Origin of the sequence: Gillisia hiemivivida (genome assembly GCF_007997295.1) — a bacterium.
GTDB lineage: Bacteria > Bacteroidota > Bacteroidia > Flavobacteriales > Flavobacteriaceae > Gillisia > Gillisia hiemivivida.
Map to the genome: position 1 here is coordinate 25918 of NZ_VORY01000018.1, position 20799 is coordinate 46716.

General features: G+C 32.7%; 23 protein-coding genes. 5 read left to right on the forward strand and 18 right to left on the reverse strand.

Features of this window, described 5'->3' with window-relative positions; genetic code table 11:
* Window positions 1-391: 391 nt before the first annotated feature.
* From ES724_RS12885 to ES724_RS12970, 18 genes are all read right to left on the reverse strand, one after another.
* Window positions 392-1849: an FAD-dependent oxidoreductase gene (locus ES724_RS12885; RefSeq protein ID WP_146933540.1), complete on the reverse strand. Its 1458-nt coding sequence runs from the start codon at window positions 1847-1849 to the stop codon at window positions 392-394.
* Window positions 1850-2117: 268 nt separating this feature from the next.
* Entirely contained in the window at window positions 2118-3785 is a 1668-nt protein-coding gene (locus ES724_RS12890) for a MutS-related protein (RefSeq protein ID WP_146933542.1), read from the reverse strand.
* 44 nt (window positions 3786-3829) lie between these two features.
* Complete coding sequence (locus ES724_RS12895; protein ID WP_146933544.1) at window positions 3830-4378, reverse strand: S41 family peptidase; 549 nt, start codon at window positions 4376-4378, stop codon at window positions 3830-3832.
* A 198-nt stretch (window positions 4379-4576) separates the two neighbouring features.
* Window positions 4577-4858, reverse strand: coding sequence for a hypothetical protein (locus tag ES724_RS12900; RefSeq protein ID WP_146933546.1), 282 nt, complete (start codon window positions 4856-4858; stop codon window positions 4577-4579).
* A gap of 199 nt (window positions 4859-5057) precedes the next feature.
* Window positions 5058-5471 (reverse strand): hypothetical protein, encoded by a 414-nt coding sequence (locus ES724_RS12905; protein ID WP_146933548.1) that lies wholly within the window; start codon window positions 5469-5471, stop codon window positions 5058-5060.
* 220 nt (window positions 5472-5691) lie between these two features.
* On the reverse strand, window positions 5692-5979 hold the full coding sequence (locus tag ES724_RS12910) for a type II toxin-antitoxin system RelE/ParE family toxin (protein ID WP_146933550.1): 288 nt from the start codon (window positions 5977-5979) through the stop codon (window positions 5692-5694).
* On the reverse strand, window positions 5972-6214 hold the full coding sequence (locus ES724_RS12915; RefSeq protein WP_146933552.1) for a ribbon-helix-helix domain-containing protein: 243 nt from the start codon (window positions 6212-6214) through the stop codon (window positions 5972-5974). The genes ES724_RS12910 and ES724_RS12915 overlap by 8 nt, the downstream gene beginning before the upstream one ends.
* A gap of 461 nt (window positions 6215-6675) precedes the next feature.
* Window positions 6676-7824, reverse strand: a complete 1149-nt coding sequence (locus ES724_RS12920; RefSeq protein ID WP_146933554.1) for a serine hydrolase domain-containing protein — start codon at window positions 7822-7824, stop codon at window positions 6676-6678.
* 150 nt (window positions 7825-7974) lie between these two features.
* Window positions 7975-8394 (reverse strand): hypothetical protein, encoded by a 420-nt coding sequence (locus ES724_RS12925; RefSeq protein ID WP_146933556.1) that lies wholly within the window; start codon window positions 8392-8394, stop codon window positions 7975-7977.
* A 152-nt stretch (window positions 8395-8546) separates the two neighbouring features.
* Entirely contained in the window at window positions 8547-9191 is a 645-nt protein-coding gene (locus ES724_RS12930; RefSeq protein ID WP_146933558.1) for a DNA alkylation repair protein, read from the reverse strand.
* Window positions 9192-9701: 510 nt separating this feature from the next.
* On the reverse strand, window positions 9702-9974 hold the full coding sequence (locus ES724_RS12935) for a hypothetical protein (RefSeq protein WP_146933560.1): 273 nt from the start codon (window positions 9972-9974) through the stop codon (window positions 9702-9704).
* A gap of 176 nt (window positions 9975-10150) precedes the next feature.
* Window positions 10151-11311: a DUF3800 domain-containing protein gene (locus ES724_RS12940; protein WP_170249898.1), complete on the reverse strand. Its 1161-nt coding sequence runs from the start codon at window positions 11309-11311 to the stop codon at window positions 10151-10153.
* Window positions 11312-11457: 146 nt separating this feature from the next.
* Window positions 11458-12756 carry a CPBP family glutamic-type intramembrane protease gene (locus ES724_RS12945; protein ID WP_146933563.1) on the reverse strand — a complete coding sequence of 433 codons (1299 nt, stop codon included), beginning with the start codon at window positions 12754-12756 and terminating at the stop codon, window positions 11458-11460.
* A 308-nt stretch (window positions 12757-13064) separates the two neighbouring features.
* Window positions 13065-13796 carry a LytR/AlgR family response regulator transcription factor gene (locus tag ES724_RS12950; protein WP_146933565.1) on the reverse strand — a complete coding sequence of 244 codons (732 nt, stop codon included), beginning with the start codon at window positions 13794-13796 and terminating at the stop codon, window positions 13065-13067.
* Window positions 13793-14857, reverse strand: coding sequence for a sensor histidine kinase (locus tag ES724_RS12955; RefSeq protein WP_146933567.1), 1065 nt, complete (start codon window positions 14855-14857; stop codon window positions 13793-13795). The genes ES724_RS12950 and ES724_RS12955 overlap by 4 nt, the downstream gene beginning before the upstream one ends.
* A gap of 64 nt (window positions 14858-14921) precedes the next feature.
* Complete coding sequence (locus tag ES724_RS12960) at window positions 14922-15314, reverse strand: hypothetical protein (protein ID WP_146933569.1); 393 nt, start codon at window positions 15312-15314, stop codon at window positions 14922-14924.
* Window positions 15315-15339: 25 nt separating this feature from the next.
* Window positions 15340-15861, reverse strand: coding sequence for a hypothetical protein (locus ES724_RS12965; RefSeq protein WP_146933571.1), 522 nt, complete (start codon window positions 15859-15861; stop codon window positions 15340-15342).
* 910 nt (window positions 15862-16771) lie between these two features.
* Window positions 16772-17491 (reverse strand): class I SAM-dependent methyltransferase, encoded by a 720-nt coding sequence (locus ES724_RS12970; RefSeq protein WP_146933573.1) that lies wholly within the window; start codon window positions 17489-17491, stop codon window positions 16772-16774.
* 380 nt (window positions 17492-17871) lie between these two features.
* Here ES724_RS12970 and ES724_RS12975 point away from each other — a divergent pair, with 380 nt between their 5' ends.
* The 5 genes from ES724_RS12975 to ES724_RS12995 all read left to right on the forward strand — a co-directional run bounded on the left by ES724_RS12975 (window position 17872) and on the right by ES724_RS12995 (window position 20796).
* Window positions 17872-18714: an alpha/beta fold hydrolase gene (locus ES724_RS12975; RefSeq protein ID WP_146933575.1), complete on the forward strand. Its 843-nt coding sequence runs from the start codon at window positions 17872-17874 to the stop codon at window positions 18712-18714.
* Window positions 18714-19193, forward strand: a complete 480-nt coding sequence (locus tag ES724_RS12980) for an RNA polymerase sigma factor (protein WP_146933577.1) — start codon at window positions 18714-18716, stop codon at window positions 19191-19193. The genes ES724_RS12975 and ES724_RS12980 overlap by 1 nt, the downstream gene beginning before the upstream one ends.
* On the forward strand, window positions 19186-19749 hold the full coding sequence (locus ES724_RS12985) for a zinc-binding metallopeptidase family protein (RefSeq protein ID WP_146933579.1): 564 nt from the start codon (window positions 19186-19188) through the stop codon (window positions 19747-19749). The genes ES724_RS12980 and ES724_RS12985 overlap by 8 nt, the downstream gene beginning before the upstream one ends.
* A gap of 466 nt (window positions 19750-20215) precedes the next feature.
* On the forward strand, window positions 20216-20371 hold the full coding sequence (locus ES724_RS12990; RefSeq protein WP_146933581.1) for a Lacal_2735 family protein: 156 nt from the start codon (window positions 20216-20218) through the stop codon (window positions 20369-20371).
* A gap of 23 nt (window positions 20372-20394) precedes the next feature.
* Entirely contained in the window at window positions 20395-20796 is a 402-nt protein-coding gene (locus ES724_RS12995) for a DUF2452 domain-containing protein (protein ID WP_146933583.1), read from the forward strand.
* Window positions 20797-20799: the final 3 nt, after the last annotated feature.

A 20799-nucleotide genomic window follows, 5' to 3' on the forward strand; every position in this document is an offset into this window, starting at 1 on the left:
CTCACGGCAACAAATCATACAGGCAAGTAGTTCTCTCCAAGTATGGATTGTTTTCCTACTGCATCGAAAGTGGCCAATTGTACTCTTTGCTATATTTATCAATCTGTTTCAGGAAAGTATAGGTTTTAGCCTTGTGGCTAAGAGTTTGGTTAAGGTTTGTGAGGGTTTGAAAAATTGGATAGAATTTTGGGAGTGCATAAAGCTGAAGTTCTTTGTTAGGCTTTATTTTGTTGTCACTAAGCTAAATGGAAAAGGATCTAGTGACTTAGCAACTATTCATTGCACATTGGAGTAGGAGAGAAGCCCCTATATATTTTGTTCTACTTTCCAACATTAAAATTGTTGAGGCACTTAACATAACCAACTATTTAAATTTGGGTTTAGTGCCTCGTTATGCATCTTTTTTCTTTAGATAGCGTCCTCTGGGCTCATCACCCTCATGCAGCACAACTTCGGAATGTAGGAACTGTGCAGCGGCTGCGGAATCTTTCACTTTGGAAGCACTGCGTTCTAACATTTCTGATTCAAACTCATTTAATACACTTTTCCTCACTCCAACTTTTCTCCATTGAGATAAGGATCTACATCCTCTTGAGATCCCTCGGGCCAGCGACAACGCATCCAGCAGCGCTTGATTTGCCCCCTGTCCTTTGAATGGACTCATTGGGTGAGCCGCATCTCCGATTAGTGTTATTTGTCCGCTTTTTTTCAACAATTCTGACTCTAGTAATTCTCGGTCATACACGGGATAACCAGAAATCTGAGCTAACTGGGTCGCAGCCAAAATCTGCGGAATGGGATCGTGCCAAGGAGTTCTGCGACAGGCTTCTTCCTTGAGAGCTTGAGCTCCTTGAGCACTTAAGGCCTTAGCCTCATTTTCTGGCATCGGGAAGCTAAGTTGCCACATCACCGAGTCTGACGTATAAGGCATCATATAGATCCGCTCATTGCCATTGGCGGTTTGAAATACCGTGGCCGAGTCCAGCAAAGAACTGTCAACACCTTCAAGAGCCTCCAAAGGACAAATACCCAATATCACAATGCAATCCAGGTACCGTAAAGGAGTTCTATCCTCCCCAATCAGCAAGCTCCGCACCGAACTACGAATACCATCGGCTCCAACCACAAGATCTACCTTGGTGCTCTTCAGCTCCCCGCACACTTGAAAGCTCAGCTCAACAGCTTCACCCTCACATTCCTTAAGATCTACTAAGTCATGCCCCCATTGCACAGCATCATGTCCCCCGAGTTGCTCAAGAAGTGCTAAACGCAAAGACTGCCTTGCGATATGCACATTTGTCCGTTTCGGTGACGTTTTTATATCTTGCTGCGTCCACTTTCTAGTACCCCATTCCCCGATCACTTTTCCTTCTGTAGTGTGAACCAGATGTCTTGTTGAAATTACTCCTTCTTCCAGCGAGAAAAGCCCCAATCCCTCGATCGCTTTACTAGCTTGTTGCAAAGTGAGTCCATAACCCTGAGATCGAGCCTCGAAGTCGCTATCGCGCTCATATAAGGTAAAAGGAATCCCGCGGTGCAAACAAGCCACAGCCAGAGCCACTCCTCCTATACCACCACCAATAATAGCAACCTGTGGGTAGTTTTCTTTATCTGCTATAGGAGGATTAGTAGAAGGAATCAAGCCGGATCCGAAACAGTTCAAGCATGGATCGAGGTGCCGCTTCGGACGAATTGGAGCAATGCCTTCAGCCTTCGTTTTTTCAAATTGATCTAATTCCTTCTGGTAGCGGAGTCGCACTTTCTTGCGGAGCCTTCGACTTTTTTTGCCGCGCCCCTTACATTCCGGACAAATAGTCCAGCTTGCCTTCTCATTTTCCGCTTTTTTCACTTCCTCTTTATTTATTTTGATCTTGACTCCTCTATATAATAAAAGAATTAGCCAAGGTTTTTGACTAGGGTTTATTTGCCGCGGAAGATCGACAGATTTTCAGAAATGCACAAAGCTGAAGCCTGTTTTTTTTAGTTTTATTCCTCATTGAGGGTTCAACCCGTCTGAACGGCTGGTCAGGTTCCCCCGTCTCGATAGCTTTCGGGATTGTCGGCTTGGTTGTTTTATTACGTGGTCTCTAAAATTATTTTTTTAAAAATAATGACTGCTATTTGCGATTACCCATATTAGCCAAAGTTATTTTATCCATACCTTTTGAATTCTGTATAATTTCTAAAGGATAATCGTATAACTCTAAAATTTTGATAGCATTTCCACTCTTCGGCTTTCCTGGTTTAATCTTATAATCAAAAATTAATTGGCCATTTTCTATAGTTTCCGAAAAATGATAAAGATCAAAATTTTCGTCTTTTAAAAATTCGGTGAGTTCCAAATCGTGTGTAGAAACCATGACAATATGGTTTTTTTTATTCAAATAGGATAAAATCGATTTTCCAGCTGCAATTCTTTCCATTGTATTGGTTCCTTTAAAAAGCTCATCTAATATAAATAGACTGCAATTTTCTATTTTTGAAGCATCAATTAATTCTTTAATTCTCACAACTTCTTCTAAATAATAACTCGTACTATTCATTAGATTATCAGAAATTCTAATTGAAGAATAAATCTTAAAAAAAGGAGTATCAAACTTTGTAGCGAAACAAAAGTTTAATGTTTGCCCTAAAATTGCATTAATACTAAATGTTCTTATAAATGTTGTCTTACCAGACATATTAGATCCTGTCAATAGCAAACTACTAGACTCTAAATTTAGATTATTAGTGATACAATTTTCAATCAACGGATGATAGATATCTTCGGTAAAAACTTCTTTTCCGCTTATAAAATTTGGTTTGCAATAGTTGGCACTATCAGATTGGATAGAAGCACAAGATATCGCGGAGTCGATCTCACCAATAAAGAGGAAGAGTTCTTTGATATCTTCTTCTTTATTTTTTAATGAATTTTGAAAACTGTAAAAAAGTATTGGCTCTAAATTGAAAGTGATTTTTATGATTTCTGATAAAAACCAAAGCAACAGGGCATATTCACTGTCAAGCTTTTTCTCCCACTCAATAAATTTGATTTTTGATAAAATAGATCTCACGTTTTTTAAAAAAATGAAGTCTTTATAGAAGGATTTAATTTCTTTAGAAGCGCTTAAATTCTTAGCAACCCTATAACCCGTCGCTAATTGACCAACACCGTTTAAATAATATTGTATTGAAGATTTATTTTTATAATGAAAAACAAGATTGATAAAAAATATTGGAATGAGTAAGAGAAACCATGTTGGATTAAAAAAGCTTAGGATAATAGATGAGATTGCAGCTATTGATAGAAAACAAAACAGCCATATTTTATTAGACTTTTCTACACTTTGTGATCGGAATATTTCTTCTAAGTAATATGCTTTATTAGACGATAGTTTGTAAAGCTCTACCTGACTTTGAAGTCTTAATGATTGGTTTGATTTAAAAGTTTCAGTCAGTTTTCCAAATCGCTTTAAGTCTGAAACATTTGTGATTGTTCTAAGTTTATAGTAAAGATATTGTTGACCAATTTTGGAGGTTGTTCTGTCCAGAAATTTGAAAATATCATCTAGATCTAAATCATTCCAGGTATGGTCGGATATTGTTTGGAATATTTCTTTTTGAGATTCATGATTTTTATAAAACTGATTAATTAAATTGAAATCGAAATACTTTTCATTTTTAGGTTTCCCCCAAATTTCTAGTAAAGTTTTTCTTGCAATTTTATTCTTCCGTTTTTTTAATTGGATACCAACAAGGTATATCACAATTAAAATCAGGATAAAGGCTAAAATCCAGTTCATATAAAAGCTAAATTCATAGTTAATGTGGTTTTGCGTAGTTATTCTTATTTAGATATAAATTTTATAGCTTCTTGAATATTTTTATCAGCAGACAGATTTTCAAAATCATCTTGTTTATTTATTTCAATATCTGGAGTTATGCATTCATAGAATATCCCATTTCTATCGGAGTCGTAGCCAATAGTTATAGCCATATAGGCTCCAAATGCTAAAGACATTTTAGTATTCGTAGTTGTCATTCCCATCGTATTTTCTCCAATGAAGATAGTATTCCCTCTTCCTTTAAATGCTAATGCTACTATTTCTCCTGAACTCGCAGTAGCGAGACCTGTTATTATGGCAACTTTTGTTTCAGTCATTTTTGTTCCGACTGGTTTTATATATGAACTTTTAGAATGGTTGTCATAATATTTTCCTTTTTTAAGTTTAATAGTTGTAACTAATTTTTTGTCAATGTTCATCATTCCATAAACAGGATTATCTCCTAGAAAATCATATAAAGCCAAAAGCATAGGCATGCTATTACCACCAGAATTAAATCGCAAATCAATGATCCAACCCTTCAAGTTTTTGGATTGCTTGACTTTACTAATTTATTCGTATAATGGTTGAGAAATTCTATGAATATTTCTAGAACTAATATCCTCAAAACTTATGGATGGTATTAAAATATATCCATATTCTTCATCAATTATTTTAACTTCAAATTTGGGTTTTGTTTTAAATTTGGATAACCACTCTGGGCTAAAATCATTTCTATTCGGCCCGCTATACGTGGGGGTGTATATATTTTACCCGAGATATACTGAACAATGATCGGCTCCTACGTTGTCAAAAAGAAAAGTTATTTCTTCAAGAGAATTTTTAAAATTTTCATATTTCAGCAATCTTTCTTGTAGAGCAGATTCTGTTTGAGCCCAATTCACATTATCCTTGTACAAATAGTTAGATTTCATAACCGAAACGATTGAGTTATAAAAAGTAGAAATGCTATCTTTAGTTGAAAGATTATTTTGAGCAGTTCCGTTAATTGCTGAACAAAGCAGACAAATAATTATTAAGTTTTTCTTCATTTATTGATGTTTGGTTTAAATACGCACGAGGGTCTTTGTTAACGCAATAAGGGCGGAGTAGAAGCACGTCACGATATCTATCAGGATTTGCGGTTTAGACGTTTAGTTTCTTGGTGTCTAAAATATCACTTTTCAATGGAAAGCCTGATATTTGCAGTTAACCGATGCTGTTCGGAGTTTAGTTAAGGCTAATTCGGTTTTACTTGTCCTTTTTAATTTTGAGTATTAAGATTGCTTGACTTACTGCAGTCAATTCTCCTGGTCCACTTTCATAAAAATCAACAGTCACTTTTTCACGATTATTATAAACACCAACAATTGTTATTTCACTACAGCAATAGAAAAAATATTCTCCGATTACTATTATCAAATTATTATTGATAAAATCAAAATTTAGATTTTTTAAAATTTCTGCTTGATTCGGATTTACTCTTTCAATTTCAGGAATGAAAATATTCCATTCATTTTCATTTTCAAATACTTTAAACTGTTTTGGAATTTTATTTTCCTCGGAATAGCTTAAACTATTTTCATGAATTATCTCATATGAAATCCGGTCACGAGTTTCTTCCTTACTACAGTTAATAAATAAGAACATTAAACCAATAATCATAATAATATTTTTAAAAGTCATATTTCTGTTTATTAATTAGACTTAAAAATTCATATTTGGTTGCTTCAAAATTTGCTACAGTGGTCTCGGTTAACACAAGTTGCGGGAGTAGGGATACGGACTTGTCGGTTTAGGTATTTTCTTTCTTAGGATTCTAAATTACACTTTTTCGATTAAACCCGTTATTTGCGTTAACCGTTGTTTGCAACTGAATTAGTTACTATGGTATATTCTTTAAATCTTGACTTCCAACTATTGCCATTATTGCTACTACATTCTCATCTATTTTATAATAAATACTATCCGAACCGCAAACATATCGGCGGTATCCTATTTTTAAGAAATCAACTGATTCAAAAGAAAATGGTCTTTCAGCAATATCATCAAAATATTCAAAGAAAGTGTGGAAATATTTATCCGCTTGATCCATTCCAAAGTTTCTAACTCCGTATTGATGAATTCGTATTAAATCTTCTTTAGCTTCATTACTTAATTTATATTTAGCCATTTTTCAGTGAAGACTTTGATTGGTTTAAAATCTGGTCTTTACTGTCATTTGTAAATCCACTATTTTCAGCTTTATCTAATTTGGCTTTTATCCAATTAATTTGAACTTGTTGTTTTCGGGCTTGTCTGATTAAATCATTTACTAATTCACTCTTAGTCGAATATTCTTTATTATCTACTTGATCTTTTAGCCATTCATCATTTGGCTTTGTAAAAGATATACTTTGTCGTGACATAATTTTCTGTTTTGATGTAAATTTACACCAATAATGTATCAAAACCTAGTTAATAATATTGTTGCCAAATGGTTTTGGTTAAGGCAAGTGGCGTGGAGTTAGGACACGAACTTGTCGGCTTGGTTGTTTGTTACTTGGTGTCTAAAACAGTACTTTTCATTGGGATACCCGCTATTTGGGGTAAACCGATGTTGGCAAATGTATTCCCGTTATAGTTTGACTCTGCTGTTCAAAAGATTGTATGTGTCTCCTTTGCTGAGAAAATAAAAAAGGTTAGATTTTATTTTGAGCACCACCATTAGCATACAAGGGTTAAAGAGAGAAAGTTATATTAGTTTGATCGTACATTATAAGCGATAAGATTCATTATCCAACCACCTAGCATGAGACCATTTCGCTGGGGTTGATTGAGGCGCACATCGTCAGTTTCTGGAAGATCCGGCTACTTGACCAGCAAATCGCTATCTGTTTTCATTTCTCAAATAAACTTTCTGCTCAAAAAGTCTGTAGAAGTTATACGTTTCTTTATCACCGAATGGAAAAAAATTGGTGAAATAAACTATTGCAGTATTTTTTTCTTCATCTATCGAATAATAGGAATTAGCAAGTCCTGACCAATATCCCGAACCTCTGCTTCGCAACACTTCATCATCACTATCCTCGATTGCCCATGCCAAGCCATGCGTATCTCCTTCCGCGTTACTGGAAAGATCATTCGGCATGTGATTCATAGATATCAACTCAACAGTTTCGGGTTTTAAAATTTGACCGCCATCATATTTGCCGTTATTCATCATACATACAAGAAATGTCAAGTAATCTTTTGGCGATCCAAATAAACCACCACCAGCACTATATTCAGCAACGGGTGCTGATGGAATACGGGGATACTTCTGAAAACCTATAGAGTCTCGTTTTCCCCAGGAAACAATATTTTCTTTTAAATTTTCTGGAACATTAAACCAGGTACTATTCATTTTTAAAGGGCCCGTCACATTTTTCCTCAGGTAGGTTTCGAGGTTTTCACCACTTATTTTTTCAATAATTTTCCCTACCCAATCTAAGCTTGTTCCGTATTGCCAGCGCTCACCTGCCTCAAACAACTTGGGCATATCCTCATATTCCCACCCCTTTTTGTCAAACGTTCGAAGGCGACCATCCATAAATTCATATCCAAATCCGGAAGTATGAGTTAGTAAGTGTCTTAAAGTTATAGTGTTAGTGGCTTCAATAAGTTCTCCATCTTTAGTAAGTATTGGGATATTTGTCATCTCTGGCATTAGTTTATCCAGTGGATCATCTAGACCAATTAAACCCTGTTCAACAAGTTGCAATGCGGCAACCGAGGCAATGGCCTTCGTCATTGAATATATTCTGAAAATATTGTTTTCATTTATGCTGTCTTTTCCATCCCAAACTGAAGGACCAAATGCATACCATTCCATTTTCCCTTCTTTAGTACCATATCCCATAACTGCAGCAGGAAGGGTACTATTTTGAAAATAAGTTTTAAGTGGTAACGCATCAACTATTACTGTGCTTTCTTGCTTTTGGGTTTTGCAAGCCGTTAAAATTGAAATAGTAATTAGTGCAAATAGTATTTTTTTCATAGATGAATGGTTTAGATTTGTATAATGTTTGTTACAAAACGCTTGATTGACGAAAGTAGGCGGAGTATGGGAGGCGAATTTGTCGGTTTAATTATTTTGTTACTTGGTCTCTAAAATAATACTTTTCAATTGAATGCCCGCTATTTGCGCTTAACCGATGTTGGAAAATGGAGTTTTATGAGATGGCAAATTCAGCTTCCCTAGCAAATTTGTCAATGTATAGAAAGAATTTTCATCAATTAAATTTGGATTTATATTTAAATGCTGATTTTCAGTTTTTAAGATATAATCTCCAGTATTTTTTTTAATCAGATATATTTCATTCAAATTAATCTTTTTTCTATAACCGTATAATGCGTTTTTTCGAATTGTTCCGCTCTCAATAGTAAGGTATTGGTTTTTGAAATCATATATAAAATGAAGCAAGTATAGAATTCCAATTACAAAATAACCATAATCCATCCAACGTAAATTGTTATCTTCCAGGATATTAAAAACTCCGATTGCAGTCCATAATAGTCCGAGTAGTAAATTTGGATAAAGTCTTTTCTTTTTGAATTTGATTTTCATTTATTTGATTTTTTATTTTTTGCCAACGAAAATAGCATGGAGTAGGGTCGCCAATTATTAGGCTTAGTTGTTTGCTAAATTGTCTCTAAAATATCACTATTCTCCAGATTACCAGATATATGCATTTAAGCTATGCTACCTGCAGGCTTTTCCTATTTCATGTTTAAATAACGCTCTCTCGTTTCCTTGTCAAATTTCTCAATTGCGTATCGAAGTGTAATTCTTGGCATTTCAGTAGCGTGTTTATTTAGGAAATTCTTTAATTTTTCTTCATTCCGCTTTCCAGCTTCTCGTATCCAACTTCCCACAGCTTTTTGAACATATTCATCTGTGTCATTTACGAGAATTTCAGCAATTTTGAATGTATCTTTTATTTCGTTTTTTCTAATAAAGTAATAAGTGCTTACAATAGCAGTTCTTCGTTCCATTGGATTTTTGGACTTGGCTAAATCGTATAATGCTTTTTTGTCTTTGTTGTGTAAATATCCTCCAACTACATAAGGTGCAGCTCTATCAACTAAACCCCAATTGTCAATCCATATGTGATTATCAATATACGCTCTGTATATAGTTTCTCGTTCCTCTTTAGAAGTTTTTTTATTTCGTGCTTTCCAATCTAAAATTGATACTGCTCCAAGTCGATGATTGTCATTTTTATCTTTCAGCAATTTTATAACCTCATTTACTGGAATTTGCTGATATTCTTTTGCTAAAGAAAATATTTCTCTTTTCGGAATTTCTCCCGAATAATCTTGACCTATTATTTTTAAAGTTTCAATAAATTCTTTAGCAGTCATTTGTTTTTTTTGCTTTCAGGTAAGGGTCTTGTATATGAAACGTAGCGTATAAATAGACGCAAACCTTTCAGATTATGCACGAGCCGAATTTTTTAATTTTCTTTTTATCTTATTCTCTTAAAAACCAAATTAAAAAAATTGGCGGACTTTGCAAATACATAAAGACCTCTCGGAATGCCTGTAATAGCTATGTTCTATATACATTATTGTAAAACGTTTTCCTTGTCGGTTTCTCTAAATTTTCTAGTAATTGGGTCTTCATAAAAAATTGATTGTGCAACTATAAATCCGGCTTTAGAAAATGACTTAGCAGTTTTTAGCTCAAACGGATATCCGTTTTTTTTCAATCCATTCTATAATTTTTTTCTTTTTTTCCAAATTTTATTTAATTTTTGCCAACGTCTTGTATAAAATCAGTGTGAGCTAGGGAGCTAGGTTGTCCGCAGCAAAATCAGGCGTTCGTAATCGTCCAAAATAAGTCGGTTGTAAAGAAGTTTTATAAACAGAATTTTAGAATATTAATAGGTAAATCAATGTCCAAATAGCAAGAAAGAATAATCCCATAGAAAATAATTCTATGATTTTTTCTTTATCCTTTTTTGTAATTATCATATAGGCAAGGGAAATAATCCAAATTATTACTAGTGGTCCTCCCGCACTTAAAAAAGATTCAGTCATTTTATATTCTAAAGTCAATTTATCTAGGCCAGCTTTGGTGGAATCATCAGAGCTAAACGACGAAAAAAATAACATCAAAGTAAGTGAATAAATCACGTTTTTCATTTTTCTATATTTTATTGATCAGATCTTAAAGTTTGATTACCTTAAATTTTTGCAAAGGTCTTGGCAAGGCAAGTGGCGTAGAGTAGGGACACGAACTTGTCGGCTTTGTTGTTTGTTTCTTGGTCTCTAAAATATCACTTTTCATCAGAATGCCCGCTATTTGCTGTAAAACGATGTTACCTGCTGGCCGATGTTTCTATTAAATCTTTCAATAATTTATAATCATTATCTTCCAATAGATTGATATTTCCAGATGTCGCACTTCTAATAATTATGTCTGTTTTTCCTAAAGTATCAATCATAGGAATTATCTTAGAACTATAATTATTATAAAAACGAATTAAATCTCCTTTGCAGCATGGAATTTTATATCCACTTTGAGAACTTGTTATTAGAATCTTATTATCTCTTAAATTCCCGATAACTTCCTTACTGAAAAGGCGCTTTGTTAAATGAATATCTCTAATCTTAATTCTATCAATGATTTCATCGGAAAAGATATATTCATATGGATCCTTTTTAAATCTATAAATTAAATAGTTCAAACAGATTATTTGATTTTTTATCTCAATTTCTGTTCGATTTTGATTGGCATTTACAAATTCATTAATTCTAAAAAATATGAAATCCACTAATTCTTGATCATATTTTTGATCTCCATCTTCTATTTTTCGGAATAATTTTGGTGGATTTTCTGGCCATTCCCGCAGATGTAAAATATGTCTATTTAAAATCTGAAGAATTTCTTTACTTCTATATTCGACTTTGTCAGGCTCATAGCATTTTGCAATACTTCCCGCAATGAAATCAGCTAATTGAATTAAGGGTTCTTCTTTACTATCTGAAAATTTGAATTCTGGACCTTTGAATAATTCTGTTTGTTTATGATTTTTCTCCACGTAACTAATAAATCCATCCATAAATTTTTCAGATCCGTGATTATCTGAGACCAACTCTAAATAAGGATAATAGTCATAAAGTTCGTGATCTAGTAATCCGTTTACATATTTGTAAAAACTGTCTCTGAATTGAAGACCACTATCTTCGAATACTTTTCTTTTATCAACGATTACACTATAAATTCTGAAATCAAGTTTAGAAATATCTTTTAAGAAGTTAATTCTTTTGTCAATATCTCTAAAGGCTTTTGAACTAGATTTTATTTCTGGAGCTTGGGTATGTTTCCTTGCTATTGCTCTGAATTCTTCTCTAACTCGACTATTTGAATTTTCATCAATTATAATTGCGCTGACAATAAAAAAGGTCGAAACACCTCCTTTTTCAAAGTGTATACTTTTATCACCAGATTCATCTATGTATCCTATTTTCTTACTCAAATTTTTCTTGTTGGCTTGCAGGTAACGGTCTTGTTTAACGCAAGTGGTGTGGAGTAGGGACGCAAACTTGTCGGCTTAGTTGTTGTTACTTGGTCTCCAAAATAATACTTTTCATCAGAATGCCCGCTATTTTTGCTTAACCGATGTTAAGTGCCGTTTTCATTATTATTAAAGTTAATTCTAATTTTTTCTACTTCTCTTCTATTCATTTTTAAGATTAAACCATAATCACTCTTTAAGGAATACTTCAAATCTTTGAAGCTGGATTTTTGAATTTTAAAATTAAATTTTTCTGATATAAATTGGTTTGTATGGAATTGTTTATCATAGCTTGATGCTAAGACATTTGTAAGTTGGGTTAGATTCATGTTTTTCAAAATTATCATTGTCTTTGAGATTTGAGCAGAAGAACTTCCTGATGAGTTACCCATGTGTTTAAATAAACTTATCGTATCCACTATTTGAATTGTCCATGAATCTTGAAGGATGTTTCTCTTTGCCATTTTGAACTTATAAACACTCTTTAATTCTTTGAAAATTGTCGATCTATTTTCAATTTTATTCGAAAATTTTTCGAAATTTATATTAATTTTTTGATTCGACTTATCCACAGAGTTGAACTCAATTAGACTTTCTTCCTTTTTAAGAAGCAGCGATATCAGTGTTTTGAGTCTAACATTTTTAATATCTACTGATTGGGAATCAAATTTTGAATATTCAATTTCATGCCTTCCAAGCCCAACTTCTTCTATTTTTAAGGAATATTTTTCATTAACTGTATTTACCTTTTCTATTGGTCCAGCTAAAAAGATCAAAGAAGTTCCTATAAAAATTAAATTATGCAATGAATGTAAATAGATCCCCCATTTAAGTCCATACCTCAATCTAAGGTAGCCAATTAAAAGACCTACAATGAATTGAGGCATTAATAAAAGAGGTATGAAAAACATTAGTGTCCTTGAATATTCGTAATTAGTTATATGGACAAAGGCAAATACTAAAGCAGATGAGTAAAATATACCTTTATAGAATTTTTTCCACTTATTTAATAAGAAATTCTGTGTTCTTTCTTTGTTTTTATTACCTGTAATTGAAGCAAGTAATATCAAAAATTGAATTGGCAGATTATCCTTAAATCGTAGATATAATCTAAAAATAATTTCTTCTATTATTGGGACAATGATTACAATAAGGAACATAAATCCCCATATTGGTAATTCTTGTATTAGTTTTATTATTTTATGGCTACCCGTGTCAATCAATCCCATTTCCTCAATGCCGGAAATAATAATGGTAAGAAAAATCATTAAAACGACATCAATCACTAATATTGACAATAGCTGTTTAATTTTTAAACCTAAATTTTGATTTAAATCCTCTCTTTCTCTCGGGTTTCTCAAAAAAATCAACAAATCATAGAATGTTTCTTTAATTGATTTTATCATTTGGTTATTTTTAAATGGCACTTAATGCGTTATATCCTCATTAATTTCAGGATAAAATATATTCTCAATAAAAAAGGGAGATATTCTAAATAGTTAGGACATCTGGAATTTCTGTGTTTCAAACATAATTCTATTTTTCCAAATCATCTCACTCTTAGGCGTACGAGTTATAAACACTTATTAAAGAGAAAAGTGATCTCCTTAAAAATTTCTCAATTCACCAAACAAATTTTTTTGAAGGAATCGGGTTTCTGAATTTCTGCTCTGGGGCATTATTTTCTCTTGATCAAGTACCTGTGATAGTTGAATTAAAAACTCAGCTGCTCTTTAAAAAGATAGGATTGCCTTCTGGAGATTTCGATTTCTTCTCCAGAATTCATTTCTATTTTTAGTTTTCCATTGAACCAAGACACCACTTTTTTAACATGGTGAATGTTGATGATCTGTTGTCTGTTGGCTCTAAAAAATACATCCCCGGGTAATTTTTCTTCAACTTGCCCCAAAGATTTATAGATCAAAGGTTTGTTGTTTTCAAAAAATACACGGGTATAATTACCAACTATTTCAAACATAAAAATATCTGCAATTTTAACCAACCAGCACTTCTCACCATCTTTGATGAATATCTGTTTGTCTAAACTTAAAGCAGCTTCAGTATTAATTTCTGTTGAGGAGCTCTGACTTACTTTTTCAATTACTTTTTCTATGCATTTAGTAAATCGTTTTTGATTAATAGGCTTCAGTAAGTAATCAAAAGCATTGTATTCAAAGGATTTAATGGCAAACTCATCAAATGCAGTTGTAAAAATAGTGATAGGAACATCATCTAACATTTCCAACAAATCAAATCCATCCTTTTCCGGCATATTGATATCTAAAAACAATAGATCTGGTTTTGTTTCATTGATCAACTTAAAACCTTCGTCTACATTTTTTGCTTCGCCTAAAAGTTCAATTTCGTTATGTGCCTTCAAGAGTTCTTTTAACTCATTACGAGCCAACCTAGAATCTTCTACAATAACTGCTTTTAATGATATCATGCTACTGGGATTTTTATAATGGCAACCACTTGATTTTCTATTTCTTTAAAACTGAAAGTCGCTGCTTCGCCATAAAGTAATTGAAGACGCTGTTTAATGTTTTTCAAGCCTAACTGTGTACTGTTTTGGCTGGGTCTCAAATTCCCTGTATTTGTGACCTCTATGAGTAATTGACTATCTTTTATATTTGTGCTTAGACTTACTTTTCCTCCTTCTTTCAAATTCGAGATGCCATGTTTAATAGCATTTTCTACTAGCATCTGAATGATCATTGGTGGAATCTGTGTGCTTAAAGATGCTTTATCAACGTTTGTTTCGAACTGAAGTCGATCTTCAAATTGAATTTTAGAAATCTCAACATAATTTTTAACCATTTCCAGTTCATCTTCTAAAGCAATGGCATTTGCGTCACTTTTTGTGAGTGAATAACGCAAAGTTTCAGACAAGCTGGTGAGCATATTTCTTGCTCTATCAACATCTTCTAACATCAGTCCACGAATGTTATTTAGACTATTAAACATAAAGTGCGGATTAATTTGACCTTTCAAAGTGTTTAACTGAGATTCCTTGAGGTTAGATTCAAGTTGCAATCTTGTTTCTCTACCATTATTTAATTCCATTAATCCTTTTACTGCAACATAGAATCCTGACCATACAAGAAAATAAATAGTATAGTTAAGAATGAAAAGTATGTTACTTTTTAATCCCTGAGATTCATGATCAAAAACATCTGCTCTGTCATAAATAAAATGATATGTGAATTGAATATATAAAGTATAGGTTATATAAAACAATAAAATTGAACCTAATAATAAACCCAAAATTTTGAAAGCATCTATACCTTTTAGATCATCAAATTGAATAAATCTATTGATCGATCTTTTAAGTTGGTGGGTATAAAAGATGGATAGCAAAAAGACACTTATGAAATCCATTATAAATTGCCAAATTTCTAAATTCAACCCATTACCATTAATCCAATAAGCAAAACCCATAAGGCCAGTTATCAAAGACCAGAAAGCTATATTTAAAAGCCAATAAATGGTTTTTTTTGTAAACACAATATTTTTTGTTAGCTGATAACCAAACTTAGCATTTTAATACTAAGTAGGATTTATATCAAGATTATTTTTCAATTGTTAATTCGGAATTTCTAAAGCTCACAATTCTATCCTCATTTGGAGCTATTTCAAAACTTAATCTCACCAAGTCTGCCTCTTCAAAATTAGGGATAGCATATTCAAGGTTTTTATTTAAGTCCTCCACATATTTATCAAAATCAGTAAAATTACAATTGCTTAGTCTAAAATTATGAAAGTCTCCGTAAACTCCATCCGGCAAAGAAAATCCATTTCCATTTATTCCTTTTTCTACAATTGTACACTCGCATTGCTCTGCTAGCACTTTTTCTATTTGTGCATTATCTACATTTTTATCCAAAAATGCATCTAAAACTATGGTGTCAACAAAAACAAATGCAATGATAGCTAGCAACATAAGGAGTATTTTCTTTTTCATGATTTCTAATTTTTGAAATATTGGATTAAAGCCCATTTAAAGTTTTGAATTCAGTCTGCAATTGTGTTTCTATAGCTTCTAAATCTTTAGTTGCCTTTTTGAAACCCAATATTCCTAAAACAGCAGTTATTGTAATAAATATTATGGCTGCAATTATTGCTTTAAGGTCAGATCCTAAATAAGAAGATAGAAAAGGAATTAATGATATAACCCAAATTGAAATATAAAGAAGTTCGAACTTTTTCCGACTTCTTATATAGGCTTTAAACTTCGAAATGCTAGAGGTCAAAGATTGTAGTGTATAGGATTTTTGTTCAATATTTTTTAGAAGTAAAAACTTAACTATATAAACTACCAATACAGCAATTCCTATTAACAAAGAAATGATTACAAGCATGTTTTTTTCAGAATAAAACATGAATATGAATGAAATGCATATAAGAAAAATGGATGAGGCTTTTGCCATTTTGGAACCCACTATTAGCATTTTGAATTTCTTTAATTGATACTGGAAGGTTTCTTGACTTTTTGTTTTTAAATTCTTCATAACGAATGTTTTAGTTTATTCAACCCGTTACCAATTCAAATATAAACTGGACGATTAAGATTATAATAGCGATCATAGTGGTTTGTTTTTATGATTAATAGTTTAAATTTAAGGAAGATTTTCTTTCAATAAGACGATTATATGATGAGTGGTAATTGGAGAGGGAGGAATGGAAAATCCGCAAATGATTGAATGAGAATGACTCATGAAAACTTCCTAAAAGACGAAATTATTTATGTTTTTAATTCCTTGTCGTCCGACAAAAGATATAAGACCGCTGCGCTGCTAGATACAAGACGTAAGACTTAATTTTAACTAATTGAAAATCAATATTTTGATCTGTATTATTTTTTCAAAAGGAAAAAAATAATTCTGTGTTCGAATAGCAAGATTTTAAACATTGAAAACAGTCTTAATCCGGATTACTTCTAGCCTCACCGAAATTCAGATTTTTTTACCGGACAATACTATTTTTAATTGTTATTATTTTAAGTGTTGAGCAAAGAAACCTAAGATTGTTTTGTACAGTTTATTAATCTCATGAGCAAAACCATAAATATGACATAAGCGATCATTGTTGTCCGATAGAAGATATAAGACCGCTGCGCTGCTAGATACAAGACACAAGACTTTATTTCAACTAATTTAAAATCAATATTTTGATCTGTATTATTTTTTCAAAAGGAATAAATAGTTCTGAGTACCAAACGTAAGCTCCTAACATTAAAATCAGTCTTAATTTGCGTTTATTATAGCCTCACTGAAAGCCTGAATTTTTTACCAGACAGTACTAATTAACTATATAAGCCTATTGTTTTCGGAAATTCTTTGCCTGTTAAAATAAAAGCGAGTGGTCTAAATATGAATTTGCTTTAAATTCGAGCAAGAAAATTGATTTCTAAAAATAAAATCACTCTTTCACAAAAACCATACAATGCTGCCAGGGCAAGTTGCTGATGTTTTCCTTAAGGATAAAACCATTGGCTTTAAATTCCTTCACGGCCTGCGATTCGGTCATTTTATGTAATTTTTTTATGGGAATAGAATCATCTTCGCCTCGGTACTCGATAAGGTATATTTTGCCATTTTCTCGTAATGCCTTATTCATGGAAGCTAGCATTTCTATAGGATAATTGAATTCGTGGTAAACATCTACCATTAAAATCTTATCTACTGAGTTTGCCGGAAGGTTCACGCTTTGCTCTGTTCCTTTTATAATCTCAATATTCTTTAATCCTACTTCTTTTTTTTGATTTCCAATCGCTTTCAGCATTTCATCCTGTATATCTACAGCATAAATGAGACCTTGTCTGGCAAATGGCGCCATTTTAAAAACATGATAGCCTGAACCCGCGCCAATATCAGCGATGCTGTCGCCTGGTAAAATTTCCATATTTTTAATTAGCCTGTTGGTGTTTTCCTCCTTTTCACGTTCAGGACGCTCCAGCCAACCTATACCTTGAAAACCCATTACGTGAGCGATCTCTCGACCTTTATACCATTTGCCTATTCCATCAAAACTACCAGATTTGAATACATAGTTCTCGTTGGAGGTTTCCGTTTGCCCTTTGCATTGAAAAAAGGTCAAAGCCAAGGTTGACATTAATAAGAGGCATAAAAATCTTTTCATAATATATTTTCGCTTATTCCAAATTTACGAAATGCTTGGTGAATGTATTTTTTCAATTTAAGCTTTTCATTTTCTGAAGTTCTTATCATAAACTATTATAGATTTTAATCCTTCATTGAGGGTTTAAATCCCCGAGGCCTGCCCGATACGTTCAGGCGGGCTTGCCTCGAATTTTTAAAGGTGTTTTCCAATTAACACCTCTTATGCTTGCACCGAGGTAGTTTAATTACCGACTGAATTAACTAGATGTACTATTTTTTAGAGATTGTTTTTCCAAAAATTATAATTTTCTTGAATTTTATATAATTTGAATATTTTTATAAAATTCATGTAACATTTAGTTGCTCCCGTATCTAAAGGAAAACTAAATTTAAATAATCATGAAAACATTTAAAATTTTATGTCTTGTCTTAGTAGTAAGTTTAACTCAAAGTATTCAATCTCAGGAAGCATTTCAAGTTGAAGTTTCCGGGACGGGTCAGCCTGTATTATTGTTTCCGGGATTCACTTCCACAGGAGAAGTATTTAATAATATTTCAGAAACCTTGGCCAAAAATCATGAAGTACATACATTTACTTTTGCAGGATTTGGCGGGGTTGCGGCAATTGAAAAACCTTGGTTTCCGAAGATAAAAAAAGCTGTGGAAACTTATATTTCTGAAAATGACTTGAAAAACCCCATCGTTATAGGTCACAGCATGGGTGGTACGCTTGGACTATGGCTTGCTGCAGATCATCCTAAACTTTTTTCAAAATTGATTATTATTGATGCACTTCCCGCAATGGGAGCTTTGATGATTCCAAACTATAACAGCGACAATATGGTTTACGATAATCCCTATAATCAACAAATGCTGGAAATGAATGATGAGGGATTTGAAAAAATGGCAACACAGATGGCAACTTCCATGTCCAATAATAAGGAAAAGCATCAGCAATTAAAAGACTGGATTATTGAAACCGACAGAAAAACCTATGTTTATGGTTATACTGACCTTTTAAAATTAGATCTGCGGGAAGACTTATCCAAAATTGAAACACCGGTTGTCCTCTTGGGTGCTACCTATCCTTATGGAAAAGAAGTCGCTGAAAAGAATTATAAAGATCAGTATGAAAATCTAAAAAACTATTCCCTGCGTTTTGCTGAAGGCTCTGGTCATTTTATCATGTACGATGCTCCCATATGGTTTGCAGAACAAATCAAATCTGAACTTGATCTTTAATGAGTCAAAACAATCAATTCAATAAAATTTATCAAGACAATTATCATAAGGTTTTTGGACTTTGTCTGGGATATGTGAGTGGAAACGAAGAGCTGGCAAAGGAACTCGTACAACAGGTGTTTATTAAAGTATGGGAGAATCTGAAAAATTTCAGGAATCAGGCAAAACTCTCTACATGGATTTATCGAATTGCAGTAAACACTTGTTTGCAGGAACTTAGGAAGAAAAAAAAATACTCTCTAATTATAGACGTCCCAGATGAAATTGATACTGAAGTCTTTGAAAAAGAAGAGCGTTTTAGAGCAATGTATCACTGCATCAATCAGCTATCCAAAGAAAACAGAAGTATCATCCTATTAGATTTGGAAGAGGTGTCTCAGACAGAAATTGCGGAAATAATCGGGATATCTTATGAAGCACTTCGTACTAGGATTCACAGAATTAAAGATAAACTCTCAAAATGCGTAAAAAATGAATAATTATAACGAATTGAAAGAGCAGTGGGGGAGACGTTCTCAAAGTATTTTACCGGCAAATGGTGCTACTGAAATTATAAAGAAAGGGAAATCCATTCGGCGAAAACAGCTAATTGGGCAGGTCGTTCTTGGGGCTACGTGTATATTACTGATAGGCTTCTTCTTCTATATTTCAGCTTATACAAACAAAACAGTAAGCATCGGACTCATATTGATGATTGGTAGCTTAACCTTGAGAATGTTGGTGGAATCTTTTTTTACTTTCAGTATAAAAAATTTTAGACCAGATGAGACTTTACATACTTATATTGAAAAATTAAAGCGCTATTATAAATCGCGTTTGGTGATTAATTACCTGGTAACACCTATTCTTTTTATTAGCTATATAGTCGGTTTTATAATGTTATTGCCTGCTTTTAAACAAAATTTGTCTGCAGGGTTTTATCAGTACGTTTTCTATTCTTCCTGGGTGATATTCTTTTTTCTGGCGGTGCTGATTGCAGTACAAATTCGGAAGGAACTAAGTTTGCTTCGTGAATTAAAAAAGGATATAGAATAAACCATTTGATGTAGAAGCATTAAAAGTTTTAAAATTTGTCAAGATGGGATGTAATTCAACGTATAAAATTTCAGGGTGGTTTCATAGATCTGAAAAAAAACATAAAAGATTAGATTATAGATGGATGTTCATTCTATGCAAAGTAAAAACCCAAAACGAAAGCTGTGGGTTTTACTTTGCTTTCTGAAATCTTGGTTGTTCATATGAGTGCAGTTATAGATATAATATCCAAATGCATTTTCTAGTTCTCCACTATCAGCCCTAATGTGATATTGTTAATAGCAAGGATATTCAAAAACTTAATAAGTTTTAACAAAACTCCATAATACTAATCGAATTTAAAATCCTGAGCAAAACCATCAACTTAATTTTGTTTAACCTTAACAAAAAATGTTTAAACATTTTGTATCTTTACGGAACGAGTATAGAAGCCTATTTCTAGAAAGTATCATTTAAAAAATAAAAGATGTTCGGACTATTCAAAAAGAAATCAGAAAAAGAAAAATTGCAAGATCAATATGAAAAGCTTTTAAAAGAGGCGCATAACCTATCTACCACAAATAGAAAAATGAGCGATCAAAAAACCTTTGAAGCAGATGAAGTAATGAAACAACTTGAATAGTTGAACTAAACTCCTTGATTAAAATGGCAGAAGATAAAAAACCAGATAACGTAGTTTTTAATCCGGAAACTCAAAAATATGATGCGGCACTAAAACCTTATGCTACTTCTGTTGGGGCACCGGTAATAACTACTCCAGATACTATTACTTGGAAAAATAGGAGTATCAATAAAATAAACCATAAGGTTGAAGCAAAATATTTAGAACTGAAAGCTGAATATGATAAAATGATGCAAGAGTTTGAATATAACAAACTCATTTTTAATTCAAAATTTACTTTTGAACCTATTATTGGGGAGGTCTATCATTTATACAAAAGAGAGAATGAAGAAAGCTTTCTTTCTATTATAGCGCCAGAGCAGTGCAACTTTAATCCACTGGGGAGTTTTTACTTAAATGCAGATCAAATTTGGGAAAAAATATAATTT